The organism is Alteromonas hispanica, from assembly GCF_010500915.1.
Lineage (GTDB): Bacteria > Pseudomonadota > Gammaproteobacteria > Enterobacterales > Alteromonadaceae > Alteromonas > Alteromonas hispanica.
This window is the reverse complement of record NZ_JAAAWP010000003.1, coordinates 172,071-191,111: the sequence shown is the minus strand read 5'-3', so window position 1 is coordinate 191,111 and position 19,041 is coordinate 172,071. Positions and strand designations below refer to the sequence as shown.

General features: G+C 43.7%; 21 protein-coding genes. 13 read left to right on the top strand and 8 right to left on the bottom strand.

What is annotated here, in order from left to right; genetic code table 11:
- Window positions 1–14: 14 nt before the first annotated feature.
- Window positions 15–1,598 (top strand): methyl-accepting chemotaxis protein, encoded by a 1,584-nt coding sequence (locus tag GTW09_RS06395; RefSeq protein WP_163110958.1) that lies wholly within the window; start codon window positions 15–17, stop codon window positions 1,596–1,598.
- Between the two features lie 43 nt (window positions 1,599–1,641).
- Here GTW09_RS06395 and GTW09_RS06390 read toward each other — a convergent pair whose 3' ends face one another.
- The 3 genes from GTW09_RS06390 to GTW09_RS06380 all read right to left on the bottom strand — a co-directional run bounded on the left by GTW09_RS06390 (window position 1,642) and on the right by GTW09_RS06380 (window position 4,426).
- Window positions 1,642–3,042, bottom strand: coding sequence for an ABC transporter permease (locus tag GTW09_RS06390; protein ID WP_163110956.1), 1,401 nt, complete (start codon window positions 3,040–3,042; stop codon window positions 1,642–1,644).
- Window positions 3,042–3,791 carry an ABC transporter ATP-binding protein gene (locus tag GTW09_RS06385; RefSeq protein WP_338024929.1) on the bottom strand — a complete coding sequence of 250 codons (750 nt, stop codon included), beginning with the start codon at window positions 3,789–3,791 and terminating at the stop codon, window positions 3,042–3,044. Before GTW09_RS06385 ends, GTW09_RS06390 begins: the two co-directional genes overlap by 1 nt.
- Before the next feature lie 347 nt (window positions 3,792–4,138).
- Window positions 4,139–4,426 carry a YebG family protein gene (locus GTW09_RS06380; protein ID WP_071980878.1) on the bottom strand — a complete coding sequence of 96 codons (288 nt, stop codon included), beginning with the start codon at window positions 4,424–4,426 and terminating at the stop codon, window positions 4,139–4,141.
- Between the two features lie 309 nt (window positions 4,427–4,735).
- Here GTW09_RS06380 and GTW09_RS06375 point away from each other — a divergent pair, with 309 nt between their 5' ends.
- From GTW09_RS06375 to GTW09_RS06355, 5 genes are all read left to right on the top strand, one after another.
- Window positions 4,736–5,908 (top strand): GAF domain-containing sensor histidine kinase, encoded by a 1,173-nt coding sequence (locus GTW09_RS06375; protein WP_163110954.1) that lies wholly within the window; start codon window positions 4,736–4,738, stop codon window positions 5,906–5,908.
- 149 nt (window positions 5,909–6,057) lie between these two features.
- Window positions 6,058–6,459: a 30S ribosomal protein S6 gene (gene rpsF / locus GTW09_RS06370; RefSeq protein ID WP_071980876.1), complete on the top strand. Its 402-nt coding sequence runs from the start codon at window positions 6,058–6,060 to the stop codon at window positions 6,457–6,459.
- An 11-nt stretch (window positions 6,460–6,470) separates the two neighbouring features.
- Window positions 6,471–6,698, top strand: coding sequence for a 30S ribosomal protein S18 (gene rpsR, locus GTW09_RS06365; protein WP_012519954.1), 228 nt, complete (start codon window positions 6,471–6,473; stop codon window positions 6,696–6,698).
- 26 nt (window positions 6,699–6,724) lie between these two features.
- The gene (gene rplI / locus GTW09_RS06360; RefSeq protein ID WP_071980875.1) at window positions 6,725–7,177 is read left to right on the top strand and encodes a 50S ribosomal protein L9; all 453 of its coding nucleotides are present in this window, start codon (window positions 6,725–6,727) and stop codon (window positions 7,175–7,177) included.
- A 142-nt stretch (window positions 7,178–7,319) separates the two neighbouring features.
- Window positions 7,320–8,402 carry an MBL fold metallo-hydrolase gene (locus tag GTW09_RS06355; RefSeq protein ID WP_163110952.1) on the top strand — a complete coding sequence of 361 codons (1,083 nt, stop codon included), beginning with the start codon at window positions 7,320–7,322 and terminating at the stop codon, window positions 8,400–8,402.
- A 25-nt stretch (window positions 8,403–8,427) separates the two neighbouring features.
- On the opposite strand, the gene GTW09_RS06350 is transcribed toward GTW09_RS06355, so the two are convergent.
- Window positions 8,428–9,063: an MOSC domain-containing protein gene (locus GTW09_RS06350; RefSeq protein ID WP_163110950.1), complete on the bottom strand. Its 636-nt coding sequence runs from the start codon at window positions 9,061–9,063 to the stop codon at window positions 8,428–8,430.
- Window positions 9,064–9,183: 120 nt separating this feature from the next.
- Here GTW09_RS06350 and GTW09_RS06345 point away from each other — a divergent pair, with 120 nt between their 5' ends.
- The 5 genes from GTW09_RS06345 (at window position 9,184) to dnaB (ending at window position 13,461) form a co-directional block, all read left to right on the top strand.
- On the top strand, window positions 9,184–9,759 hold the full coding sequence (locus GTW09_RS06345) for an RNA polymerase sigma factor (protein ID WP_163110948.1): 576 nt from the start codon (window positions 9,184–9,186) through the stop codon (window positions 9,757–9,759).
- Window positions 9,752–10,249 (top strand): hypothetical protein, encoded by a 498-nt coding sequence (locus GTW09_RS06340; RefSeq protein WP_163110946.1) that lies wholly within the window; start codon window positions 9,752–9,754, stop codon window positions 10,247–10,249. Before GTW09_RS06345 ends, GTW09_RS06340 begins: the two co-directional genes overlap by 8 nt.
- 14 nt (window positions 10,250–10,263) lie before the next feature.
- Window positions 10,264–11,250, top strand: a complete 987-nt coding sequence (locus GTW09_RS06335; protein WP_163110944.1) for a DUF4097 family beta strand repeat-containing protein — start codon at window positions 10,264–10,266, stop codon at window positions 11,248–11,250.
- 275 nt (window positions 11,251–11,525) lie between these two features.
- Window positions 11,526–11,888: a hypothetical protein gene (locus tag GTW09_RS06330; protein ID WP_203565655.1), complete on the top strand. Its 363-nt coding sequence runs from the start codon at window positions 11,526–11,528 to the stop codon at window positions 11,886–11,888.
- Window positions 11,889–12,075: 187 nt separating this feature from the next.
- Entirely contained in the window at window positions 12,076–13,461 is a 1,386-nt protein-coding gene (gene dnaB, locus GTW09_RS06325; protein ID WP_071980870.1) for a replicative DNA helicase, read from the top strand.
- A 189-nt stretch (window positions 13,462–13,650) separates the two neighbouring features.
- Here the strand turns inward: dnaB and GTW09_RS06320 are convergent, their stop codons facing one another.
- From GTW09_RS06320 to GTW09_RS06305, 4 genes are all read right to left on the bottom strand, one after another.
- Window positions 13,651–14,856 carry an OmpA family protein gene (locus GTW09_RS06320; protein ID WP_163110940.1) on the bottom strand — a complete coding sequence of 402 codons (1,206 nt, stop codon included), beginning with the start codon at window positions 14,854–14,856 and terminating at the stop codon, window positions 13,651–13,653.
- A gap of 109 nt (window positions 14,857–14,965) precedes the next feature.
- Complete coding sequence (locus tag GTW09_RS06315) at window positions 14,966–15,403, bottom strand: secondary thiamine-phosphate synthase enzyme YjbQ (protein ID WP_239059298.1); 438 nt, start codon at window positions 15,401–15,403, stop codon at window positions 14,966–14,968.
- Window positions 15,393–15,857 carry a chemotaxis protein CheX gene (locus tag GTW09_RS06310; protein WP_071980867.1) on the bottom strand — a complete coding sequence of 155 codons (465 nt, stop codon included), beginning with the start codon at window positions 15,855–15,857 and terminating at the stop codon, window positions 15,393–15,395. The genes GTW09_RS06315 and GTW09_RS06310 overlap by 11 nt, the downstream gene beginning before the upstream one ends.
- On the bottom strand, window positions 15,847–16,320 hold the full coding sequence (locus GTW09_RS06305) for a transcriptional repressor (RefSeq protein WP_163110936.1): 474 nt from the start codon (window positions 16,318–16,320) through the stop codon (window positions 15,847–15,849). The genes GTW09_RS06310 and GTW09_RS06305 overlap by 11 nt, the downstream gene beginning before the upstream one ends.
- Before the next feature lie 462 nt (window positions 16,321–16,782).
- On the opposite strand from GTW09_RS06305, the gene nudC reads away from it, so the two are divergent.
- Together nudC and hemE are read left to right on the top strand one after the other, a co-directional pair.
- On the top strand, window positions 16,783–17,616 hold the full coding sequence (gene nudC / locus GTW09_RS06300; RefSeq protein WP_163110935.1) for an NAD(+) diphosphatase: 834 nt from the start codon (window positions 16,783–16,785) through the stop codon (window positions 17,614–17,616).
- Between the two features lie 309 nt (window positions 17,617–17,925).
- Window positions 17,926–19,017, top strand: coding sequence for a uroporphyrinogen decarboxylase (hemE, locus tag GTW09_RS06295; protein ID WP_163110933.1), 1,092 nt, complete (start codon window positions 17,926–17,928; stop codon window positions 19,015–19,017).
- Window positions 19,018–19,041: the final 24 nt, after the last annotated feature.

Sequence of the window (19,041 nt, the reverse complement as noted above, 5' to 3'; positions counted from 1 at the left end):
GGAGCACGTTTTGAATGAGAAATAACCAGCCTGTTACTCAAAAAGAGTATAAATACCCTTCTCACTATAGACTTATTTCGTCTACCGATAAGCGCGGTGTCATACAGCACTGTAACGACGATTTTGTAGAGGTCAGTGGTTTCGAGCGTGATGAACTAATAGGTAAAAACCATAACCTTATTCGTCACCCCGATATGCCACCTTCAGTATTCAAAGAAATGTGGGCAACACTAGAATCGGGTAAGTGCTGGCTTGGGTTGGTGAAAAATAGACGAAAAAATGGCGACCACTATTGGGTATCGGCATTTGTAACGCCGGTTTACGAAAGTGGCGCTATTGTTGGTTACGAGTCTGTTCGTGTGCCCGCGTTTGATGATGAGATTAGGCGCGCAACCGACATGTACAAGCGGCTCAATGCGGGGCAGTCTGCAACGCCTTTATCACAACAGGTTACCCAAGGCTTAGCTCATGTGTGGCCCTCTCTATTGATTGGGCTTCTTATGGTGGCAGCAGTGTGGTTTACCGCAAATACAACTGCAGCTGTTATTTCATTTGTCGCGCTTCTTGTATTAATTGCAGCTCAAGCGGGCAAAACGAAAGCTGAATGGAAAGAGTTTCTGTCGCTGAGCCCCGAAAGTTATAACAATGAAATTGTTGCGCAAACCTATTTCGCTGATGCCGGTCATATTGCGCAAGCAAAACTGACGGTGGGGTGCGAACTTGCCCGCACCAGAACGGCGTTAGCGCGGATCAAAGATGCATCTGCTGGCTTAGAAGCGGTTTCGAGAACAACCCATACTCAAGCAGAAAACACGAGTGCCGCTGTTGTACAGCAAAATCAGGCAACACAACAAATAGCGTCTGCGGTAACGCAAATGAGCCAAGCTATTCAAGAAGTAGCAGAACGCGTAGAGAGCAATGCGAAAAGCGCAAAAACCGCTGCTATGAATGTGGATATGGGCAATCAAAAGGCAGAAGAGGCCATGCAGGCGATAGTGTCTTTGCGCCAAGCGGTAGAATCTATTTCAGAGACAGTGACGGAGTTAGCGCAGTCTACGAGCGATATTGGCGAAGCAGCCAACATCATTTCTGCCATCGCCGAGCAAACCAATTTGCTGGCGCTTAACGCGGCCATAGAGGCGGCAAGAGCGGGAGAGCAAGGTAGAGGCTTTGCGGTTGTTGCTGATGAGGTGCGTACGCTGGCCTCACGTACTCGCGATTCAACAGATAAAATACATAATATCATCAATGAGCTTGCAGAGCGCTCGGACAGAGCAGTTAGAGTGTCTACCGACGGACTGGCGTCTGCTGAAAAAGGCAGCTTGATTGTCGAGGAAACTCGCGGAGCCTTATTTGAGATAAATAATGCAGTGAGCGGTATTGCAGATGCTACTGTTGAGATGTCATCGGCCGTTGAAGAGCAAAGTACGGTAGCCGAGCATATTAATCAGCAGCTTGTAGATGTGGCAGATGGCGCTGAAGAAACGCAGCGTTCCTCTGAAGCCTCACTTGCAGCGAGTGATGATTTAAAAGAAACAGTCAAACAAGTTCACGAACTCATACTTCGCTTTAGTACCGAAAAACGCGTTGGTGAATAGCAGTCGGTTAGCAAAGTTAACGAGTAGGCTCTATGCCCACTCGTTAACTGTCATTTAAATCTCTGTGTAACCCCCGTCTATAGGCGGCATGCGCGGGGAAAAAAGATACAAGATAAGTGCTTACTACAACAAGTAGTACGATAATAGCACTGCTTTTTGTGAGTAGTACGTTTCCTAAAAATACCCCGTATTCGCTACTTAGCCAGGGCTTTATACCGTGTAAAAGGCCTAGCACTAATAATATACTTATACAGCAACCCGCAAGTGCGATAAGCAATGCTTCTATCTGCACCAGTATTAATAATGTTGCTGGGCTTGCCCCTATTGTACGAAGTACCGCAATTTCGCGGTAACGCTCTCGCATTGTTGCCAGCAGCATAGTGGCAAGCCCAAACAGTGAAGAAACAACAATGAGTGTTGATAGCAATAAAAGTAATGCCTCTACATTTCCCATGATTTGCCATAGTTCAGCAAGCGCCATTCCTGGCAATATAGCAAGCAACGGCTCATCGCTACGCTGATTAATTTGATATTGTAGTTGCAGAGCCGTTACTCGGTTTTCTAGCCCTAACATTACCGCCGATACTGAAGAGGTGCGGATGCTATCAATGTCATAGTTCTCATAATGCTCCTCATGATGCTCCTTATGATCCTTTTCATCGCGCCCTGAAGCATGTTCTTCGCTGTGTTCTGCTTCATGCACTTCAGCGCCATGCTGACCTGAAGAATGAGGTTTCGCTAACGCTGATGACTTTTTAATTACTGGTGGCTTTTTAATGGTTAACGGTTTAGTAATAGATGAAGAAGCACTATGGCTATGCGCTTGTTCTAAGCCGCTAAGGGTAATGTAAACCGCTTTATCAACAGGGGTGCCTGTTTTATTCAATACGCCTACCACGGTAAATGGGTAGGCGTCGTGCTGACGAAATGAAACATTGCCCAAACCATGGGATATAACAATGTTATCGGCAACGGAGTAGCCTAAGCTCTCTGCAATATCTGCACCTATAACCGTAGAGCCAGCGTCGGAAAAAAGGCCTCCAGATGCAAAGGATAAAGGCTGTTTATCGCCATACTTAAAATGTTGGAAGTAGGCATTTGTGGTTCCAATAACACGAAAACCTTTATGCGTATCGCCAAGTGAGATAGGTATCAGCCATGAAACCCGAGGGTCTTCTTGAAGCGAGAGCACACTTTTCTTACTTATTCCTTTAGTGGGCGCCGACAGGTTGAATACTGAAGAGAGCAGTAAGTTCAGCTGTCCATTAGGTGCGCCAACAATAACATCGACGCCAGATACTGTTCGGGTAAAGCTACTTTTAACCTGAGTGCGAATGATATCAACCGAGAGTAAAAGACTCACGCTAATAACAATACTGACCAATGTCAGTAATGCCGTGCTTTTGCGACGTTTTAAGCTTTCAATGGCGATGGTGGTTAACATTAAAGCCCACCTTCCAACATCTTCAAAGACTCTGTCTCAGAAGCAGCGTTATTTGGCGGTGTAAAATTCCGCATTTTTAGGTGGTTTGAGAAATACTTCATCATGTAAGGGTCATGACTTACGAAAACTAAGGCACTGTCTTTGGCGACACTTTTTAATATCGCCATAAAACTATCTCTTGCCTTCGCATCTAATGCCGACGTAGGCTCATCAACTATTAGAACATCAGGTGAATTTATTAGGGCGCGGGCAATTGCTATGCGCTGCTGCTGACCCACACTCAAAGCATCAGCTTTAACGTGAAGCACCTGTGGCGAAAGCGCTAATTGTTCAATTAACATAACAATGCGCTCATCGACTTTTTTACTTTTAATCGGGTTGCCAGCAAAATACATTGCAGCCTCTATGTTCTGCTTTACAGACAGATAGGGAATTAAATTAAATTGCTGAAAAACCACCCCGATGTGGTTGGCGCGAAATCGGTCTCGCTGTTTGTTTGAAAGAGAGGAGAAGGGTTTTTCTAGAAGGCTTATAGAGCCTGAGTCGGGTGTTAAAGTGCCGCTTAATAGATTGAGGAAGGTACTTTTGCCACTACCGGAGGGGCCGGAAAGAAAAACATGTTCGCCTTTATTCAATTGCCAATGGGGAATGTCGATAACGGGCGTGCCACCCTTTCGATAAGAAAAGCTAACCCCATCAACAGCAATGGCGACTTTGTACGAACTCTCAGTTTTTGTTATCGCTTCCACGTAAATCCCTAACTAATCTCTCAAGTGCTCGCGTTTCATAAGCTGCTTCAGTACTTTGATACCTTATTACGGTAACGAGCTGACACAATGTATTGCTGCTACCATGCTACCGAATAAGTTGGTTGTTACATAGTTTTACAGCAAAAATCATTGTGTCTTCAGCACTTTTCTGTAGCGGGTTCTTTCGCCGTGATGCTCTGGCGCGTCACTAATAGCATTTGCGGACTACGCACAAAGACTTGCCATAAAGTTCTTGTGATACAGTAAAAACGCCGCCTGGTTTAAGAGAGTTAGTCAGAAATTTAATCGCTGTTGCAAATATGTCTATTACAAGAAAGCGAAGCGCTTTATCCGTTGGCCTTAAGTTTTACAACTTCCGCGCTCTCATCTTCAAGCACGCTATCTGCAGTGGCCCCTTTAAAAATTTTGCTTACCTTGTCTTTATTCTTAGACAGTAGAATTGTTAGCTCTTCTACCGCCTTGTCTTCAAGAGTAATGCCTTTGGCGAGGATATACTGGGCTAAATTGTCCGCTGCATCTAGCATCTTATCGTACTGATCGGCTTCTTTTTTATCGGTAGTTACCAATTTTTCTACCCCTTTGTGCGTAACAACATACTGTGTGGTAATGGCCATGGTAGGTCCCCTTTTTGTAAGTTCCCAAAAACTTTACCGCATTTAACTGTATAAATAAACAGTTATTAGGTGAATTTTACAACAGCGCGTTGTAAAGTGGTTCAAAGTACATATGCATACTAAGTCAATATCTACCGGCTGTTCTGTGGATGTATAACATTTAACCAGGCCCTAAGATAATATCTTTTATTTTCCACTTTTCAGTGTCAACATACAGGTATGGGACGATTGCTCATTTATCGTGAAGCAGGTTTTTTTATTCCATAAAACCTTAAAAAGCTTGGACGCACGTAGCATGGAGAGACTTAAATGAGCACCACAACATCAACAGACATAAGCGCGATACAAACCATAGATGCTATTCCGCATATCATGGAAATGCTGGCAGATATCACGGGTTTACGGTTTATTTGTGTTGCGCGGGTAACACAACAAGAATGGACAATGTGTTCTGTGCTGGATCGGGTTGAATTTAATTTAAAACCTGGTGACCAGTTAGATATTCAAACCACGTTTTGTAATTCGGTTAGAATGTCCCAAAAGCCCATTGTTATAGAGCACGCCTCTAACGACGAGGAATATCAAAAAAGCCCTATCCCCGGTTTATATGGGTTTGAGAGTTACTTTTCCTATCCAATATACGATACCGAAGGGAATTTCTTCGGCACAATTTGTGGGTTAGACCCTTTGCCGGCGAAGTTAAAAACGGAGTCGATCACTCAACAGATATCTTCTTTTGCAGCGCTTATATCTCGTCAAATCACCCTTTACGAGTCTCTTGAAGATACCAAAGCTGAACTGTTTGATGAGCAATCTGCTGCCAAATTACGAGAGCAATATATTGCTATATTAGGCCACGACATTAGAACGCCTTTGTCATCAATCAAAATGGGGATCGATTTTCTCTCAGACTTGCCTCAAGAGCACACGGCTAAAACCATATTGAAACGCATGAATAACAGCGTTAGCCGTATGACTAGACTTATATCAGATGTAATGGATTTTACACACGGTAAAATGGGTAGCAGCATTCCGTTAGAAAAAAAACACACTAATAATTTAGGCGCACTGTTGCGCTACACCGTGTCTGAGTTAGAGCTTACCCACAGCGAATGTGCTATCAAGTATCACATCAATATAAACACTCCGGTTTTTTGTGACCCAGACCGCTTAAGCCAGGTGTTGTCTAACTTATTGACAAATGCCATTGTTCACGGAGATATAACCAAGCCTATTCACGTTTATGCTGACTTAGTTGATAACGAACTTATTATACGCGTTACCAATAGCGGTGAGCCAATAGCAAAAGAATCTATGTCCCGTCTTTTCCAGCCGTTTTGGCGTCACGAGAAGCAGAAAGACGCAGGAGGTTTAGGGTTAGGCCTCTTCATCGCTTCGCAAATAGCATCTGCTCACGAAGGAGTGCTGAGCGTCAATTCAGATAAAAAGCAAACCGAATTCGTCCTCGCCATTCCGACATAGCAGTACAGAATTATGCTCAGTACAGGTGATTAATGCTTGTGCAAATTCTACGGTATGCGTATAATGCGCGCCCTTACAGCCATCCTAACTCGTTCCTTGTCTCCATACAGTTGGCTGTACTGTCGAGGCTACAACCGTAAGGAGCTATAATGCGTCATTACGAAATCGTATTTATGGTTCACCCTGATCAGAGTGAACAAGTACCTGGTATGATCGAGCGTTATACTACAATTCTTAAGCAAGACGGTGGTCAGATTCATCGTTTAGAAGATTGGGGCCGTCGTCAATTGGCTTACCCAATCGAAAAGCTGCACAAAGCCCACTACGTACTAATCAATGCTGAAGCATCTGCAGAAGCTGTTGACGAATTGGAAAATGCTTTCCGTTTCAACGACGTGATCCTACGTAACATGGTTATGCGCACTAAGACTGCTGTGACTGAGCCTTCTCCAATGATGAAAGAAGAGCCACGTCGTGAGCGTCGTGACGATTCTGCTCCTCGCACAGAGCGTGCAGAAAAGAAAACTGAAACCACTGAAGACAACGCTTAAGGAGATCACCCATGGCTCGTTTTTTCAGACGTCGTAAGTTCTGCCGTTTCACTGCAGAAGGTGTGACCGAAATAGATTACAAAGATATCGCTACTCTTAAGAACTACATCACTGAGAGCGGTAAAATTGTCCCTAGCCGTATTACTGGTACTAGCGCAAAATATCAGCGTCAGTTGTCATCTGCGATAAAGCGCGCACGTTTTCTTGCGTTGCTTCCGTACACTGATTCACACAAGTAATTTGGCGAACTTAAGGGGTAGCTTAGATGAACATCATCCTACTAGATAAAATCGCCAACCTTGGCGGCTTGGGCGACCAAGTGACTGTAAAGTCTGGTTATGCGCGTAACTTCCTTTTCCCACAGGGTAAAGCGGTTCCTGCAACTAAAGACAACGTTGAAAAGTTCGAAGCACGTCGTGCTGAACTAGAAGCAAACATTGCTGAGCAGCTAGCTGCTGCAAACGCAAGTGCTGAGAAAATCAATGAGTTGGCTGAAGTTACAATTGCTGCACCTGCTGGTGAAGAAGGCAAGTTGTTTGGCTCTGTTGGTACTCGTGACATCGCTGATGCAATTACTGCAGCTGGCGTTGAAGTACAAAAATCTCAGGTTAAACTACCTACTGGTACACTTCGTGAAACCGGTGAGTACGACATCGACGTACAGCTTCACGCTGACGTAATCACTTCTATTAAAGTGATTATTATTGCTGAAGCGTAAGCGCTGACGATTAGTTGAAAAAGCCGCTCATTAGAGCGGTTTTTTTATGTCTAAACATTTACTTACGTTTTTTGTTTTTTCCTCCTCCCTATTTAAGTACAAATATTTTACTATCAGTTTTATTGAAACCATTGAGCTCGAAATGAAATACGTCTTTTTACTCTTTCCGCTCTTATTATGTGCATGTGCAGTAGACAATACTGTCCAAACTCTTGCGCACTCTAATACCGTAATAAAGCGCTCGCAATTCGAGGGTGAGGAAGACCGGTTTGCCAACGTTTATAAGAATTTTCCCGATTACCCAGTGACTTGCCAATCTAACTGCTATCCTCCAACTGAGCGCATTGAGTGCGAAGCAAAAATGCAGGATTGCTTTTACAAAGGTAACAACCCTTCCTTATCAATCAACAGTGGCTTTACAATTAAATGGCTTGGTCATGCTAGCTTTGTTGTGTCTACTAGCAACAACCAGCAATTTTTGTTTGACCCTGTATTCGATCAGTTCGACTGGCCGGTAGACTGGGGCTTTAAATTAGCAGAAGGCTTTTTTCGTCAGCCCGCGGCAACGATGACACGAGATGAAATAGAGCGCACAAATGCGGTGATGTACTCCCATATTCATTATGATCACTTCAATAAAGCAGACATTAAACACATAGGTAATAAGCCTTCATATTTGGTGCCGTTAGGTTTTGCTGAGCACTTTCCAACAGGCGGTTTTGATATTACGGAAATGGCTTGGTATGCAAACAAAAAAGTAGGTGATACCACTATTCATTTTGTTCCTGCTCACCATTTCAGTAGTCGTATTGTAGTGCCGTATCTATATGAGGATAACGACAAGGCGCTGTGGGGTGGCTGGGTTTTAGAGAATCAGGGTAAAACACTATTTTTTTCCGGCGACACGGGGTACTCCAAGCATTTTGAAGATATTGCAGGCCGTTTTGGTAGCATAGATGTTTGTTTACTTCCCATTGCTTCATATTTTAGTGAGTCTTCGCCTAAGTGGTATCGCAATGTTCACACAACTCCCGAAGATGCATTAGTGGCGGCTAAAGAGCTAGATTGTAAAGTCGTCATCCCATGGGGATATGGCAATGCAAGCTGGCAAATGGGCGACAAAACTTCTCATTCAGCCCTATTCAGGCTATTAAAAATGGACGAGAAACTGAGTAATAAAATTCCGCTTTACATCCTCAATGAGGGAGAGGAAGTGGCGCTTTAAGAGCCACTAACTAGTTTTTTTCTTCTTAAGCGGCAGCTATTTTTTCGCACTTTAAGCGCCATTCGTCATCAAGTATGGTCAGTGCCGACAATTTAGCTGCTAGTGTTTTGTCTGTTTTTTTGTGAGCACATTGCATAAGCTCATGTACACTCACCGTATTGCTGGAGCGCTCTACTAAATTTACGGCATCGCCGGGGTAAATTATGCCAGGCTCCAAAACTCGGTAGTACCACCCAGTTATTCCTCTCTCACCAACGAACCTGTCTAAATTAGAAATACCGTAACGTTGAGATATTTTATTACACGGCGCTCTAGGGGCACTTACCTGAAGTTGTACATTACCAAATTGCCAAATATCCCCAATAAACACGGTGGCGTCGTCCATACCCTCTACACTGAGGTTTTCACCTATGCTGCCTGGCACAAAATTGCCCTCTGGAAAGTGCTTTCTCAAAGTTAGGTAATTTAGCGGGTTATATTGATGCAATACTTTTTCAGGGCCACCATGCAGGCGTTGATTAGCTTGCAGATCTTCTTCTGTTTTGTCGATATGAACAGTAAGTTGCGCGACGGCTTCTTTGACAATACTACTTAGCGATTTACGAGGACCTAATGGCTTAGGTTGGCCTGCGAACAACGCTTCTACTCTGAATTCTGACATATCGGCTCCGTGTTTTTGAAAAAAGTTATTCTTCTCTTTAAACCTTTCTACTATAGGCTACGACTAAGGATATAACACTAACGAGATTCGTTACCCAGTGTACACAAAAAAGAGAGTGTCATGGAGCAGGCCCTAAAATCTATTTCCCCGAACAAAGAGGTATTTACCGTTAAAAAGGAAAGTGCACTTATTGCTGATGTGAAAGCGGGAGATAAACATGCCTTTAAGCTGTTGTATCAGCAGCATATAGGCCGTGTTTATGCACTGTGTTATCGCATGACGGGCGAAAAAAATATGGCCGAAGATGCTGTTCAAGAGGTTTTTATTCAGCTGTGGAGAAAAATTGCGAATTACGATGGAAATAGTCAATTTAGTACTTGGTTACACAGTGTAACTGCCAACGTCACCATTTCGTATATGCGTAAACAGAGAGGCTGGTTTCAACGCATGCTGAACATTGAGTTAAGTGGGGGCAGTGAGCCGGTTGCACCGCAACAACCAGATAACGAAGACTTAGAGAAGCACATAAGAGCGCTGCCAGAGCGGGCTAGATTAGTCTTTGTCTTGCATGCGGTGGAAGGTTATCGACATGAAGAAATAGCCAAAATGTTGAATATGGCGGTAGGTTCAAGTAAAGCCCAACTGCACCGAGCCAAAGGGCTATTAAAACATGCCATGGGGTATAAAGATGAGTAAAGCTGACAAAACGCTATCGCAGCGAGTTCTTCAGATGCCTAAGGAGCAGCAGCCCGAGCGAGATTTATGGAGAGGCATAGAGCTTGGTATCACAAGTGATGAGAACGCTTTCGAGCAGCACTCGAATACCTATCGACGCTGGGGAAGTGTAGCGGCTTTGATGGGCGTATTCAGTGTGCTCTGGTTCTTTACATTCGAGATAGATGAAAGAGAAAGAGCGTCTCCTGATAACTACGCGCTAGTTGAAGTGCAAAGTGCGCAGCAGCAGCAATACTTAACAACTCTGTTAGCAAGCTATGAAAAAACGCCAGCGTTAACAGAAAATTGGCAGCAACAGCTTAACGAGTTAGATGAAGCCGCAGATGCAATAAAAAAAGCGTTGAAAGAAGACCCTGACAATACCGCGTTAATAAAGATGCTACACCATGTTTTTCAACAACAAATTGCCCTAGTTGAGCGAGTGCACGCGCCAAAATGGCAGCAAATTTAATAAGAGGTAATACCATGAAAATAAGACAATCTAATTCACCATCATCTGTCGTCGCACATGCGCTCGCGGCGATTATGCTGTTTGTGGTTTCGTTAGGCGTTAGTGCAGGTGAAAAGGTGGATAAAACCATTGATACTTCATCATCGCCTAAAGTGGATATAGAGCATGTAAACGGGCGTACAGAGGTAAAAGTGTGGGATAAATCTCAAGTTCGAGTTTTTGGAGAGCTAGGTGAGCGAACCGAAGAGTTTATTTTTGAGAAACGAGGTGATGTGGTTGTCATTCACGTTGAAGTAAAGCGCAAGTCAAAACAATGGTATGGCAACGATAAAGATGGAGACGACCTTACGGTTTATGTACCGAAAGACAGCGACTTGCATTACACAGCAGTAAACGCAGATATTATGGTTAATGGAATACAGAACGCTGTTGATATCGAGGTGGTTAACGGTGATGTAACGTTGCAAGACGTTGGGAGTCGTGTCGAAGTAGAGTCGGTAAATGGCGATATTGAACTACGCAATATTATTGGGGAATTAGATGTTGAAACAGTGAATGGCGACATTGATGTTCAGCACTCTGGCGCTAGCGATATCTCATTTACCTCGGTAAATGGCGACCTTCAAGTTGACACCACAAGCCCTGATGTAGCGGTAGAAACTGTTAATGGCCGAATAGATCTCACCTTGGCAGAGGTCGATGCATTAAGTATTGATACGGTTAATGGAAAAACCACAGCTCGCATGTCACTGAACGCGAATGGACAGGTTAAAGCCAATTCAGTAGGTGGCTCGATATCGCTGACTTTCCAAAGTGATGTATCTGCCCAGTTTGATATTGAGGCCCATGCCGGAGGTAGTATTAAGAACCGTATTAGTAATGACAAAGTGAATAAGCCAAAGTATGGCCCAAGCAGTTCGCTGCGCTTCATAAAAGATGGGGGCGCTGCCAACGTAGATGTCTCCACCGTAAACGGTCGCATTGAATTAGATCAAAAATAAATAAGTAAGCGTTTTACTAATTCGATTACTAGGTTGAAAATTAGTTTTTAATCCATATTTATTAATCGACGAACGGCAAAGCTGCTCAGATACGGGCGGCTTTTTTATTTAGTGTTAAGTACTGCATGTTAAGTACTACATGTTAAGTACTACCCAGGGGGAAAACAGTGAAAATTATTGGACATGTTAAACGCTTTTGGAAATTCCATAGCCTAATTATAGGTGCGTTTGGCATTTGTGCACTCACGTTAGGATGCGCAATTAAGGAACCTGCAGTGTATGAAGGAACCTGGGTTGTCACAGATGCTTATCCCCAAGGTGCTAGCAGTGTAAGTGATAGCGCTGAAAGAGTTTTAGGAAGCTCCGTAACCTATTCGGCTAAATCGGCCCGTTTGGACCAGTCTACTTGCGATGTGCCAGTATACAAATCAGAGCGTTTAAATTCAGACGATTTTTTATTTCGCTATAGCGTAGAGCAACAGCAAATTGGTTTTACATCCGACGATGTTATCGAAATCACACTATCCTGTTCATCTGATACCTCTGACCTAGGCCGCACATTACTTCTTCAACAAGATGCATATGCTGTAACGCCATCAAAAGGTATGTTCTTCCGCCTTGAAAAAGCAAAGATATAAATTAGCCGAGTAAAGTTTTTTTATACAAGGAGACCTAGGCAAACCAAATGGTGCAGCAGAGGCGGGTTCCCTTTTTAGAATAAAAGTTGGGCTAGTGTGACCAATCTCTAATTTAGCGTATTGAGGCAAGCGTACGAAAAGCGCATAATAGTGAATTGGTTTTGATACTCTGCAATAGGTTCGATTAGTGGCTTCTCCTCCTCAAGGCGATAAGAATATAGAAAAATTGAAGGTTCCACCTCACAGTATCGAGGCGGAGCAATCTGTTTTGGGCAGTATGCTTATTGACCCTGAAAGTTGGGACAAAGTTGCTGAACTTGTTACAGAGACAGACTTTTATAATCGGTCTCACCAAACTATCTTTCGCGCTATTGTTCGCCTACTTAATACCAACCAACCGATTGATCTAATAACGGTTTCAGAAGAGCTCGAAAAGCACGATGAGCTTGATGATGCTGGTGGGTTTGCTTATTTGGGCGAACTAGCTAAAAACACGCCTAGTTCCGCAAACGTGGCTTCCTATGCTCAAATTATCAGTGAGCGCGCCATTACTCGTGAGCTTATTGGTGTCGCTCACGAAATTGCCGAGATCGGTTACAACCCCGAAGGTCGTGACAGCGCTGATATTCTCGATTTGGCTGAAAGTCGGGTGTTTGAAATAGCAGAGCGCAGGACCGGAGAAAACGAGGGGCCCCGTGACGTAGGGTCGGTGCTTGGAAAAACTATAGACCGACTTGAAGAGCTAGTAAAAACTAATAAAGAAGTGACCGGTGTTACCACAGGTTTTACCGACTTAGATAAAAAAACCAGTGGATTACAACCTTCCGATCTCATTATTGTTGCAGCAAGGCCATCAATGGGAAAAACAACCTTTGCGATGAACTTGGTAGAAAATGCCATGATGGCAGAGGAAAAGCCGGTATTAGTATTTAGTTTAGAAATGCCTTCTGAGCAAATTATGATGCGTATGCTTGCATCACTAAGCCGGGTTGATCAAACAAAGATTAGAACCGCTCAATTAGATGATGAAGATTGGGCGAGGATTTCTAACACAATGGCTATGCTTAAAGATAAGGACAGGCTGTTTGTAGATGACTCTTCTGGTTTAACGCCTATGGATGTTCGCAGTAGAGCTCGAAAATTAGCTAGAGAGCGAGGTGGGATTAGCCTGATAATGATCGATTACCTTCAGCTCATGCGCGTACCTTCGTTAAGCGAAAACCGAACACTTGAAATAGCGGAAATATCTCGCTCACTTAAAGCTTTGGCAAAAGAGCTGGAGGTGCCAGTGGTAGCACTGTCTCAGCTTAACCGAACCCTAGAGCAACGAGCAGACAAGAGACCGGTTAACTCCGACCTCCGTGAATCTGGCTCTATCGAGCAGGATGCCGACTTAATCATGTTTATTTATCGCGATGAGGTATATCACGAAAATAGCGAAGATAAGGGTATTGCAGAGATTATTATCGGTAAGCAACGTAATGGCCCTATAGGTACTTCAAGATTAACCTTCCAAGGACAATTTTCACGGTTCGACAACTACGCAGGTCCTGCGATGGCCGATGAATATTAGCGTTCTTTTCACTAATTGAGTTAAACCAGCTTGCGTTAATGAGTGATTGATAAGGCGTGTGTAAAAATATGTGACATCAGCCAGCAGTGCTAAATGACCATGGGAGAACGTCAGTTAGAACGGGCTACACAGACACAAAGACACAAAAAAGGCGCCATCGGCGCCTTTTTTAATCGTTAAATCAGAAGATTATTTCTCTTCAGGTACTTTAACTGTGTCTTTAACTGTCACTGAAATGCGACGGTTAACACGATGTGCTTCAGCATTGCTAGCTGTATCTAGCAACTGTGTTTCACCGTAACCTACAGTATCAAGACGCGTTGCATCGATACCGTACATATCAACCATTACTTCTTTGAAGTTAGCAGCACGACGCTCAGATAAGTCCATGTTGTAAGACTCAGTACCCGGTGCAGAGGTGTGACCTTCAATAACTGCAGTTGTAGAAGGATACTGCTTCATGAATTCTGCGAACTCTGAAATTTCAGGATCTTTTGGCATTTTCACAACGGCACTTTCGTTATCGAAAAGAACGCGCAGTGTAATTTCTACTGTTTCTTGGTCAAATACGGTACAGCCTTTAGCATCAACTTTTACTCCAGCTTCTGTATCTGGACACATGTCTTTGCTATCTACAACGCCATCATTGTCAGCGTCTTTGATTGCACAACCCATTGCGTCTACTTGTGTGCCAGCAGGTGTGTTAGGGCATTGGTCAACGCTGTTCATAACGCCGTCATTGTCGTTATCAACACTACAACCCGTTGCGTCTACACGTACGCCAGCAGGTGTCATAGGACATTGGTCCTTGCCATCTACTACGCCATCATTGTCGCTATCCACAGGTGCTTTTGGCGTGCTTTTGCCAAATGGAACTGCAATACCGAGTTTAAGGCTGTAGTCGTTATAGTCTTCGCCGAAGTCATGGTAAGCCGCTACTTCTGTAATTAATTTTACAGATTCGTGGATATCCCAATGCTTACCAATACCGATATTACCTTGAGTGGTTGATACGCCTACTGACTGGCGCTTAACACCAGCGAAAAGGAACCATGCGTCATCAGGCATGAAGTACATAGCATCAACGCCAACCATTTCACCGTCTGCATCGCCAGCAGTATTTCCCGCTGCGTTGTCTAGTTCAAGGTCGGTTATTTCAATACGTGCCGCCCAGCTTTGCGTGAAGCGAAATCCGTATTCAACTGATAGACCTTGGCCTTCGTCATAGGCACCGTTTTCAGTTAGTGAAAGTGGGCGAGATTCGTCGGCGTTGTAGTACATGCCAGAAAGACCAATCCAGTGTTTGTAATCTGGTTCAGAAGATTCTTGTGCAAACGCATTCGTCGAAGCCATTACAGCAAGAGATAGCGCTGCTAGTTTTAAGTTGTGTTTCATAGTCACATCCTGTTTAACGTTGAGTGATTATCAATTTGATAATATGTTTTTTGTGCTCAAGAGCTTGATTCTTTAAGCTATGCACAAAACATGCCATTTATTATGTGGGCTATGCGACTGTCCCTTGTAGTGTGGCAATAATAGTGCGTCTTCCACCGTTGTTACGGTGTTCGCCGAGCATGATACCCTGCCACGTGCCAAGTGCAAGTTTTCCTTGCTGAATGGGAATAGTAATTTGACAGCCTAATAGGCTCGATTTTAGATGCGCGGGCATATCGTCACTGCCCTCGTAAGTGTGTTGAAAGTAGGGAGTGTCTTCTTTTACCGTATGATTTAGAAATACCTCCATGTCTTGCCGAACTGTGGGGTCAGCATTTTCATTAACGGTGAGGCTTGCGCTTGTATGCTGTAGCCAGAGGTGAAGCAATCCTACTTCTACTCTGCTGATAGAGGGAATTGCTTCTACTATGCGATCGGTGATGAGGTGGAACCCTCTTTGATACGCAGGCAGTGTAATTTTTTCAGACTGCCATACACTATTTGTCAAAACAGATTTCCAAATGAGCCATGCCCTGATCGCACATAAAAGGTAATATGATTTTTGCGCCATCTACCTGATGGCTGATAGTGTGTTGGTGACCAGAAACAACGATTGGAGTCGCCATGCCAAACTCGTAGCCTCGTTCTGCTAAGTCTCGTTTTGCATTGCCACAAATCATGTTGGTCACTTCACCAACCATGTCGCCCACTTCTGCATCCAGTTTCTCAGGACGCTCACCTACCATACGCTCCATAATAGTTAATGCTAGAGATTCGTCGAAGGTTATTGACATTGAACCCCGCACATTCGGCCCTACCATACCAATAAGACCAGACACGTCGCCTTTAGCCACGTCGCTTTGTTTTTTCTTTGGTTTGCCTGGGGTAAGCGTGGTCTGCGCCATTGTCTCCATAACATTGAGTAAACCGCCGATAAATGGGTTTACAAAATCAGCATTCATGAACTCGCTCCTTAGATGAGGCATCTTCCGTTTGTTGACATTCAGCGCAAAGTCCATGTGCTTCAATGGTTTGTTTTGAGACGCGGAAGCCGTGAGCTTCAGCTTGACTATCAAGGGTATCTTTTAAACCTTCAGATTGTATTTCTGCAACATCACCACAGCTGTCACAAATCAAAAACTGAACAGGGTGATTACATCCAAAGTGATAGCAAGCAACAAACGCGTTTGTAGATTCTAATCTATGAATAAAACCGAAGTCTAACAGAAAGTCGAGAGCGCGATAGACGGTAGCTGGTTTAGCGCTTGATTCAGTTTCTTTAAGCGAGTCGAGGAGTTCATAAGCACCCATGGGTCCATGCTTTGAAAGTAATATCTCGTACACTTTTTCTCTTAATGGCGTAAATCTTGCCCCGCGCTGTTCGCAGTAGGCACGCGCCTTGTGGATCAGTGTCGTATTATTCATGAATAGCTACCGTAAACTCGACTGTTATTAACTTCATTATTATAGAGTACTCTTAGCAAATTACTTTTATTGTGCACACGCTACAAATGCGGGGTTAAAAATCACAAGGGATCTGCAGTCCTTAATTGAAATTGAGTGACAACACAAACACTAAGATTTAAGTCTTTATCACACTGCTTTTACGAATGGGTAAGAGCAGGGATCGTAAAGTTAAAAAATAAACTTAACGTTTTTGTCATCTAAAGCGTGATTCGTCAGTAATTTTTGATGTTTTCAGTATAACACTGTGTTTTTGCGACACCAACACGCGTCAACGAAAACTGCAATGCGTGTCTCTCTGTTTCATGTCTATTTGTTTCAATGCTATTGCACAAGTCTTTTGTGGCGTTTAACAAGTTCTACCTTAAGCAACTCACGTGTGCTTTATGTTATCTTGTTGAAAAAATAATAAGGCTTTTACTTATGATGATTAATTTGTCTCGCTCAGACATCAACGAACGTAAAGCATTGTGGGTTATCGTTAGCCGTGAAAAGCTAGTTGTTCGCGCCAATGATGCCTCCCTCCCCAATGCGCATTTCGAAGAGTTATCTTTCCTACATTCCTACGCTGAAGATGTACACGAGCTGCCGCCTCTTAACGGGTCAGCAGAAACTGAAGCTCCCGTCTATGTTGTAGATTTAGGGTCTGAATTTTTTGAGGACCCTGGCTGGGAAAGAGTTCCTTTACGACAGCTACTTTTTACTCAGCAAAATATCGCTTTTTCAGTGCTAGGGCGTGCCTGGCAATACATCCATTTTATGCGTACCCACAAATTTTGCGGACAATGCGGTGCTGAAATGGAAAGAGTAAATTGGGAAATGGCAATGCAGTGCCACCGCTGTAAACACAGAGCTTACCCGCGCGTATCACCGTGTATTATTGTTGCGATACACAATGGGGAAAAAATTCTACTTGCCAAAGGAGTCAGGCATAAAGAGGCGAACATGTATTCTACCTTAGCGGGGTTTGTAGAGAGCGGCGAAAGTCTAGAGGAGGCAGCTCACAGAGAAATTTTTGAAGAAGTCGGTGTTCGTCTAAAAAACCTAAGATATTTTAACAGTCAGCCATGGCCTTTTCCTCATTCGCTCATGGTGGGATTTATTGCCGAGTATGATGGAGGAGAGATTCGCTGCCAGGAAAATGAGATAGATGATGCGCAGTGGTTTGACGTTGATGCATTACCAAAAATTCCACCCTCAGTTTCTATTGCTGGGCAACTCATCGCTGAGACGGTGTCTCTTATCAAAGACAAATAATTAAGCGCAGACAAATAAAAAACCCTGCCGAGGCAGGGTTCTAATATGTTTAGCACGGTCCCTTTGAAGGGGCTTCTTTTTGATTACGTGTATATTATTAGCAAACGATTTTATGAAGTGCAAGTTAATTTAGACTTTCGTTATATTCGACGTTTTTGTCTATGGTGTATATTTTTGCAGACACTATTCATCGCACTCACTCGTTGCTCCGCCGAAAGGACGTGTTTACATTCAGGTTTTTAGCACACCAAGAGATAATTGCTGATATAATTCACCCGTTTAATTTTAATCTCAAATCAGGTGAGTAACATGTCGCAAAATATTCCTAATGTCGATAAACCAGCGTTAAAAAACGATCGTTATTTACGAGCGTTGCAAAAACAGCCGGTTGATGTAACACCAGTATGGATGATGCGACAAGCGGGTCGTTACCTACCTGAATATAAGGCAACGCGTGCTGTTGCGGGCGACTTTATGTCGCTGTGTAAAAATGCAGAGCTAGCGTGTGAAGTTACGCTTCAGCCTTTACGCCGCTTTCCTCTCGATGCCGCGATTTTATTCTCAGATATCCTTACTATTCCAGATGCAATGGGCTTAGAGCTCTATTTTGAGACAGGCGAAGGCCCGCGCTTTAAAAAGCCAATCACGTGTAAAGCCGATGTCGACAAAATTGGCATCCCTGATCCTGAAGGCGAGTTGCAGTATGTTATGAATGCGGTTCGTACTATTCGCCGTGAACTAAAAGGCGAAGTGCCCCTCATTGGGTTTTCAGGCAGCCCTTGGACGCTAGCAACATATATGGTTGAAGGTGGCTCGAGTAAAGCATTTACAAAAATCAAGAAAATGGCATTTGCAGAACCGGCTATTTTGCACACACTACTGGCTAAACTAGCAGATTCAGTGACCTCATATTTAAATGCCCAAATTGCAGCGGGCGCACAGTCGGTTATGATTTTTGATACTTGGGGCGGTGTGCTTTCGCCACGAGACTACAAAGAGTTTTCATTGCAATATATGGAACGTATCGTAAATGGCCTAACGCGAGAAAACGAAGGTAGAAAAGTTCCAGTGACACTATTCACTAAAAACGGTGGTATGTGGCTAGAATCAATTGCCGCTACAGGATGTGATGCAGTAGGGCTAGATTGGACTATTGATATTAAAGAAGCCAGAGCTCGTATAGGTGACAAAGTGGCTCTGCAGGGTAATATGGACCCATCAATGCTCTATTCTCCTGCACAGAGAATTGAAGAAGAGGTATCAACTATCCTAGAAGGCTACGGCGAAGGTTCAGGTCATGTGTTCAATTTAGGCCACGGTATTCATCTTGATGTGCCACCTGAAAATGCTGGTGTATTCGTTAATGCCGTACACGAGTTAAGTAAGCCATATCACAAGTAAAAATAACAAGGTAAAAAGGACACT

Coding starts and splice junctions, on each gene's coding strand:
- GTW09_RS06395 (WP_163110958.1), top strand. CDS start 15: ATGAGAAATAACCAGCCTGTTACTCAAAAAGAGTATAAATACCCTTCT.
- GTW09_RS06390 (WP_163110956.1), bottom strand. CDS start 3,042: ATGTTAACCACCATCGCCATTGAAAGCTTAAAACGTCGCAAAAGCACG.
- GTW09_RS06380 (WP_071980878.1), bottom strand. CDS start 4,426: ATGGCCATTACCACACAGTATGTTGTTACGCACAAAGGGGTAGAAAAA.
- GTW09_RS06375 (WP_163110954.1), top strand. CDS start 4,736: ATGAGCACCACAACATCAACAGACATAAGCGCGATACAAACCATAGAT.
- rpsF (WP_071980876.1), top strand. CDS start 6,058: ATGCGTCATTACGAAATCGTATTTATGGTTCACCCTGATCAGAGTGAA.
- rpsR (WP_012519954.1), top strand. CDS start 6,471: ATGGCTCGTTTTTTCAGACGTCGTAAGTTCTGCCGTTTCACTGCAGAA.
- rplI (WP_071980875.1), top strand. CDS start 6,725: ATGAACATCATCCTACTAGATAAAATCGCCAACCTTGGCGGCTTGGGC.
- GTW09_RS06355 (WP_163110952.1), top strand. CDS start 7,320: ATGAAATACGTCTTTTTACTCTTTCCGCTCTTATTATGTGCATGTGCA.
- GTW09_RS06350 (WP_163110950.1), bottom strand. CDS start 9,063: ATGTCAGAATTCAGAGTAGAAGCGTTGTTCGCAGGCCAACCTAAGCCA.
- GTW09_RS06345 (WP_163110948.1), top strand. CDS start 9,184: ATGGAGCAGGCCCTAAAATCTATTTCCCCGAACAAAGAGGTATTTACC.
- GTW09_RS06340 (WP_163110946.1), top strand. CDS start 9,752: ATGAGTAAAGCTGACAAAACGCTATCGCAGCGAGTTCTTCAGATGCCT.
- GTW09_RS06335 (WP_163110944.1), top strand. CDS start 10,264: ATGAAAATAAGACAATCTAATTCACCATCATCTGTCGTCGCACATGCG.
- GTW09_RS06320 (WP_163110940.1), bottom strand. CDS start 14,856: ATGAAACACAACTTAAAACTAGCAGCGCTATCTCTTGCTGTAATGGCT.
- GTW09_RS06310 (WP_071980867.1), bottom strand. CDS start 15,857: ATGAATGCTGATTTTGTAAACCCATTTATCGGCGGTTTACTCAATGTT.
- GTW09_RS06305 (WP_163110936.1), bottom strand. CDS start 16,320: ATGAATAATACGACACTGATCCACAAGGCGCGTGCCTACTGCGAACAG.
- nudC (WP_163110935.1), top strand. CDS start 16,783: ATGATGATTAATTTGTCTCGCTCAGACATCAACGAACGTAAAGCATTG.
- hemE (WP_163110933.1), top strand. CDS start 17,926: ATGTCGCAAAATATTCCTAATGTCGATAAACCAGCGTTAAAAAACGAT.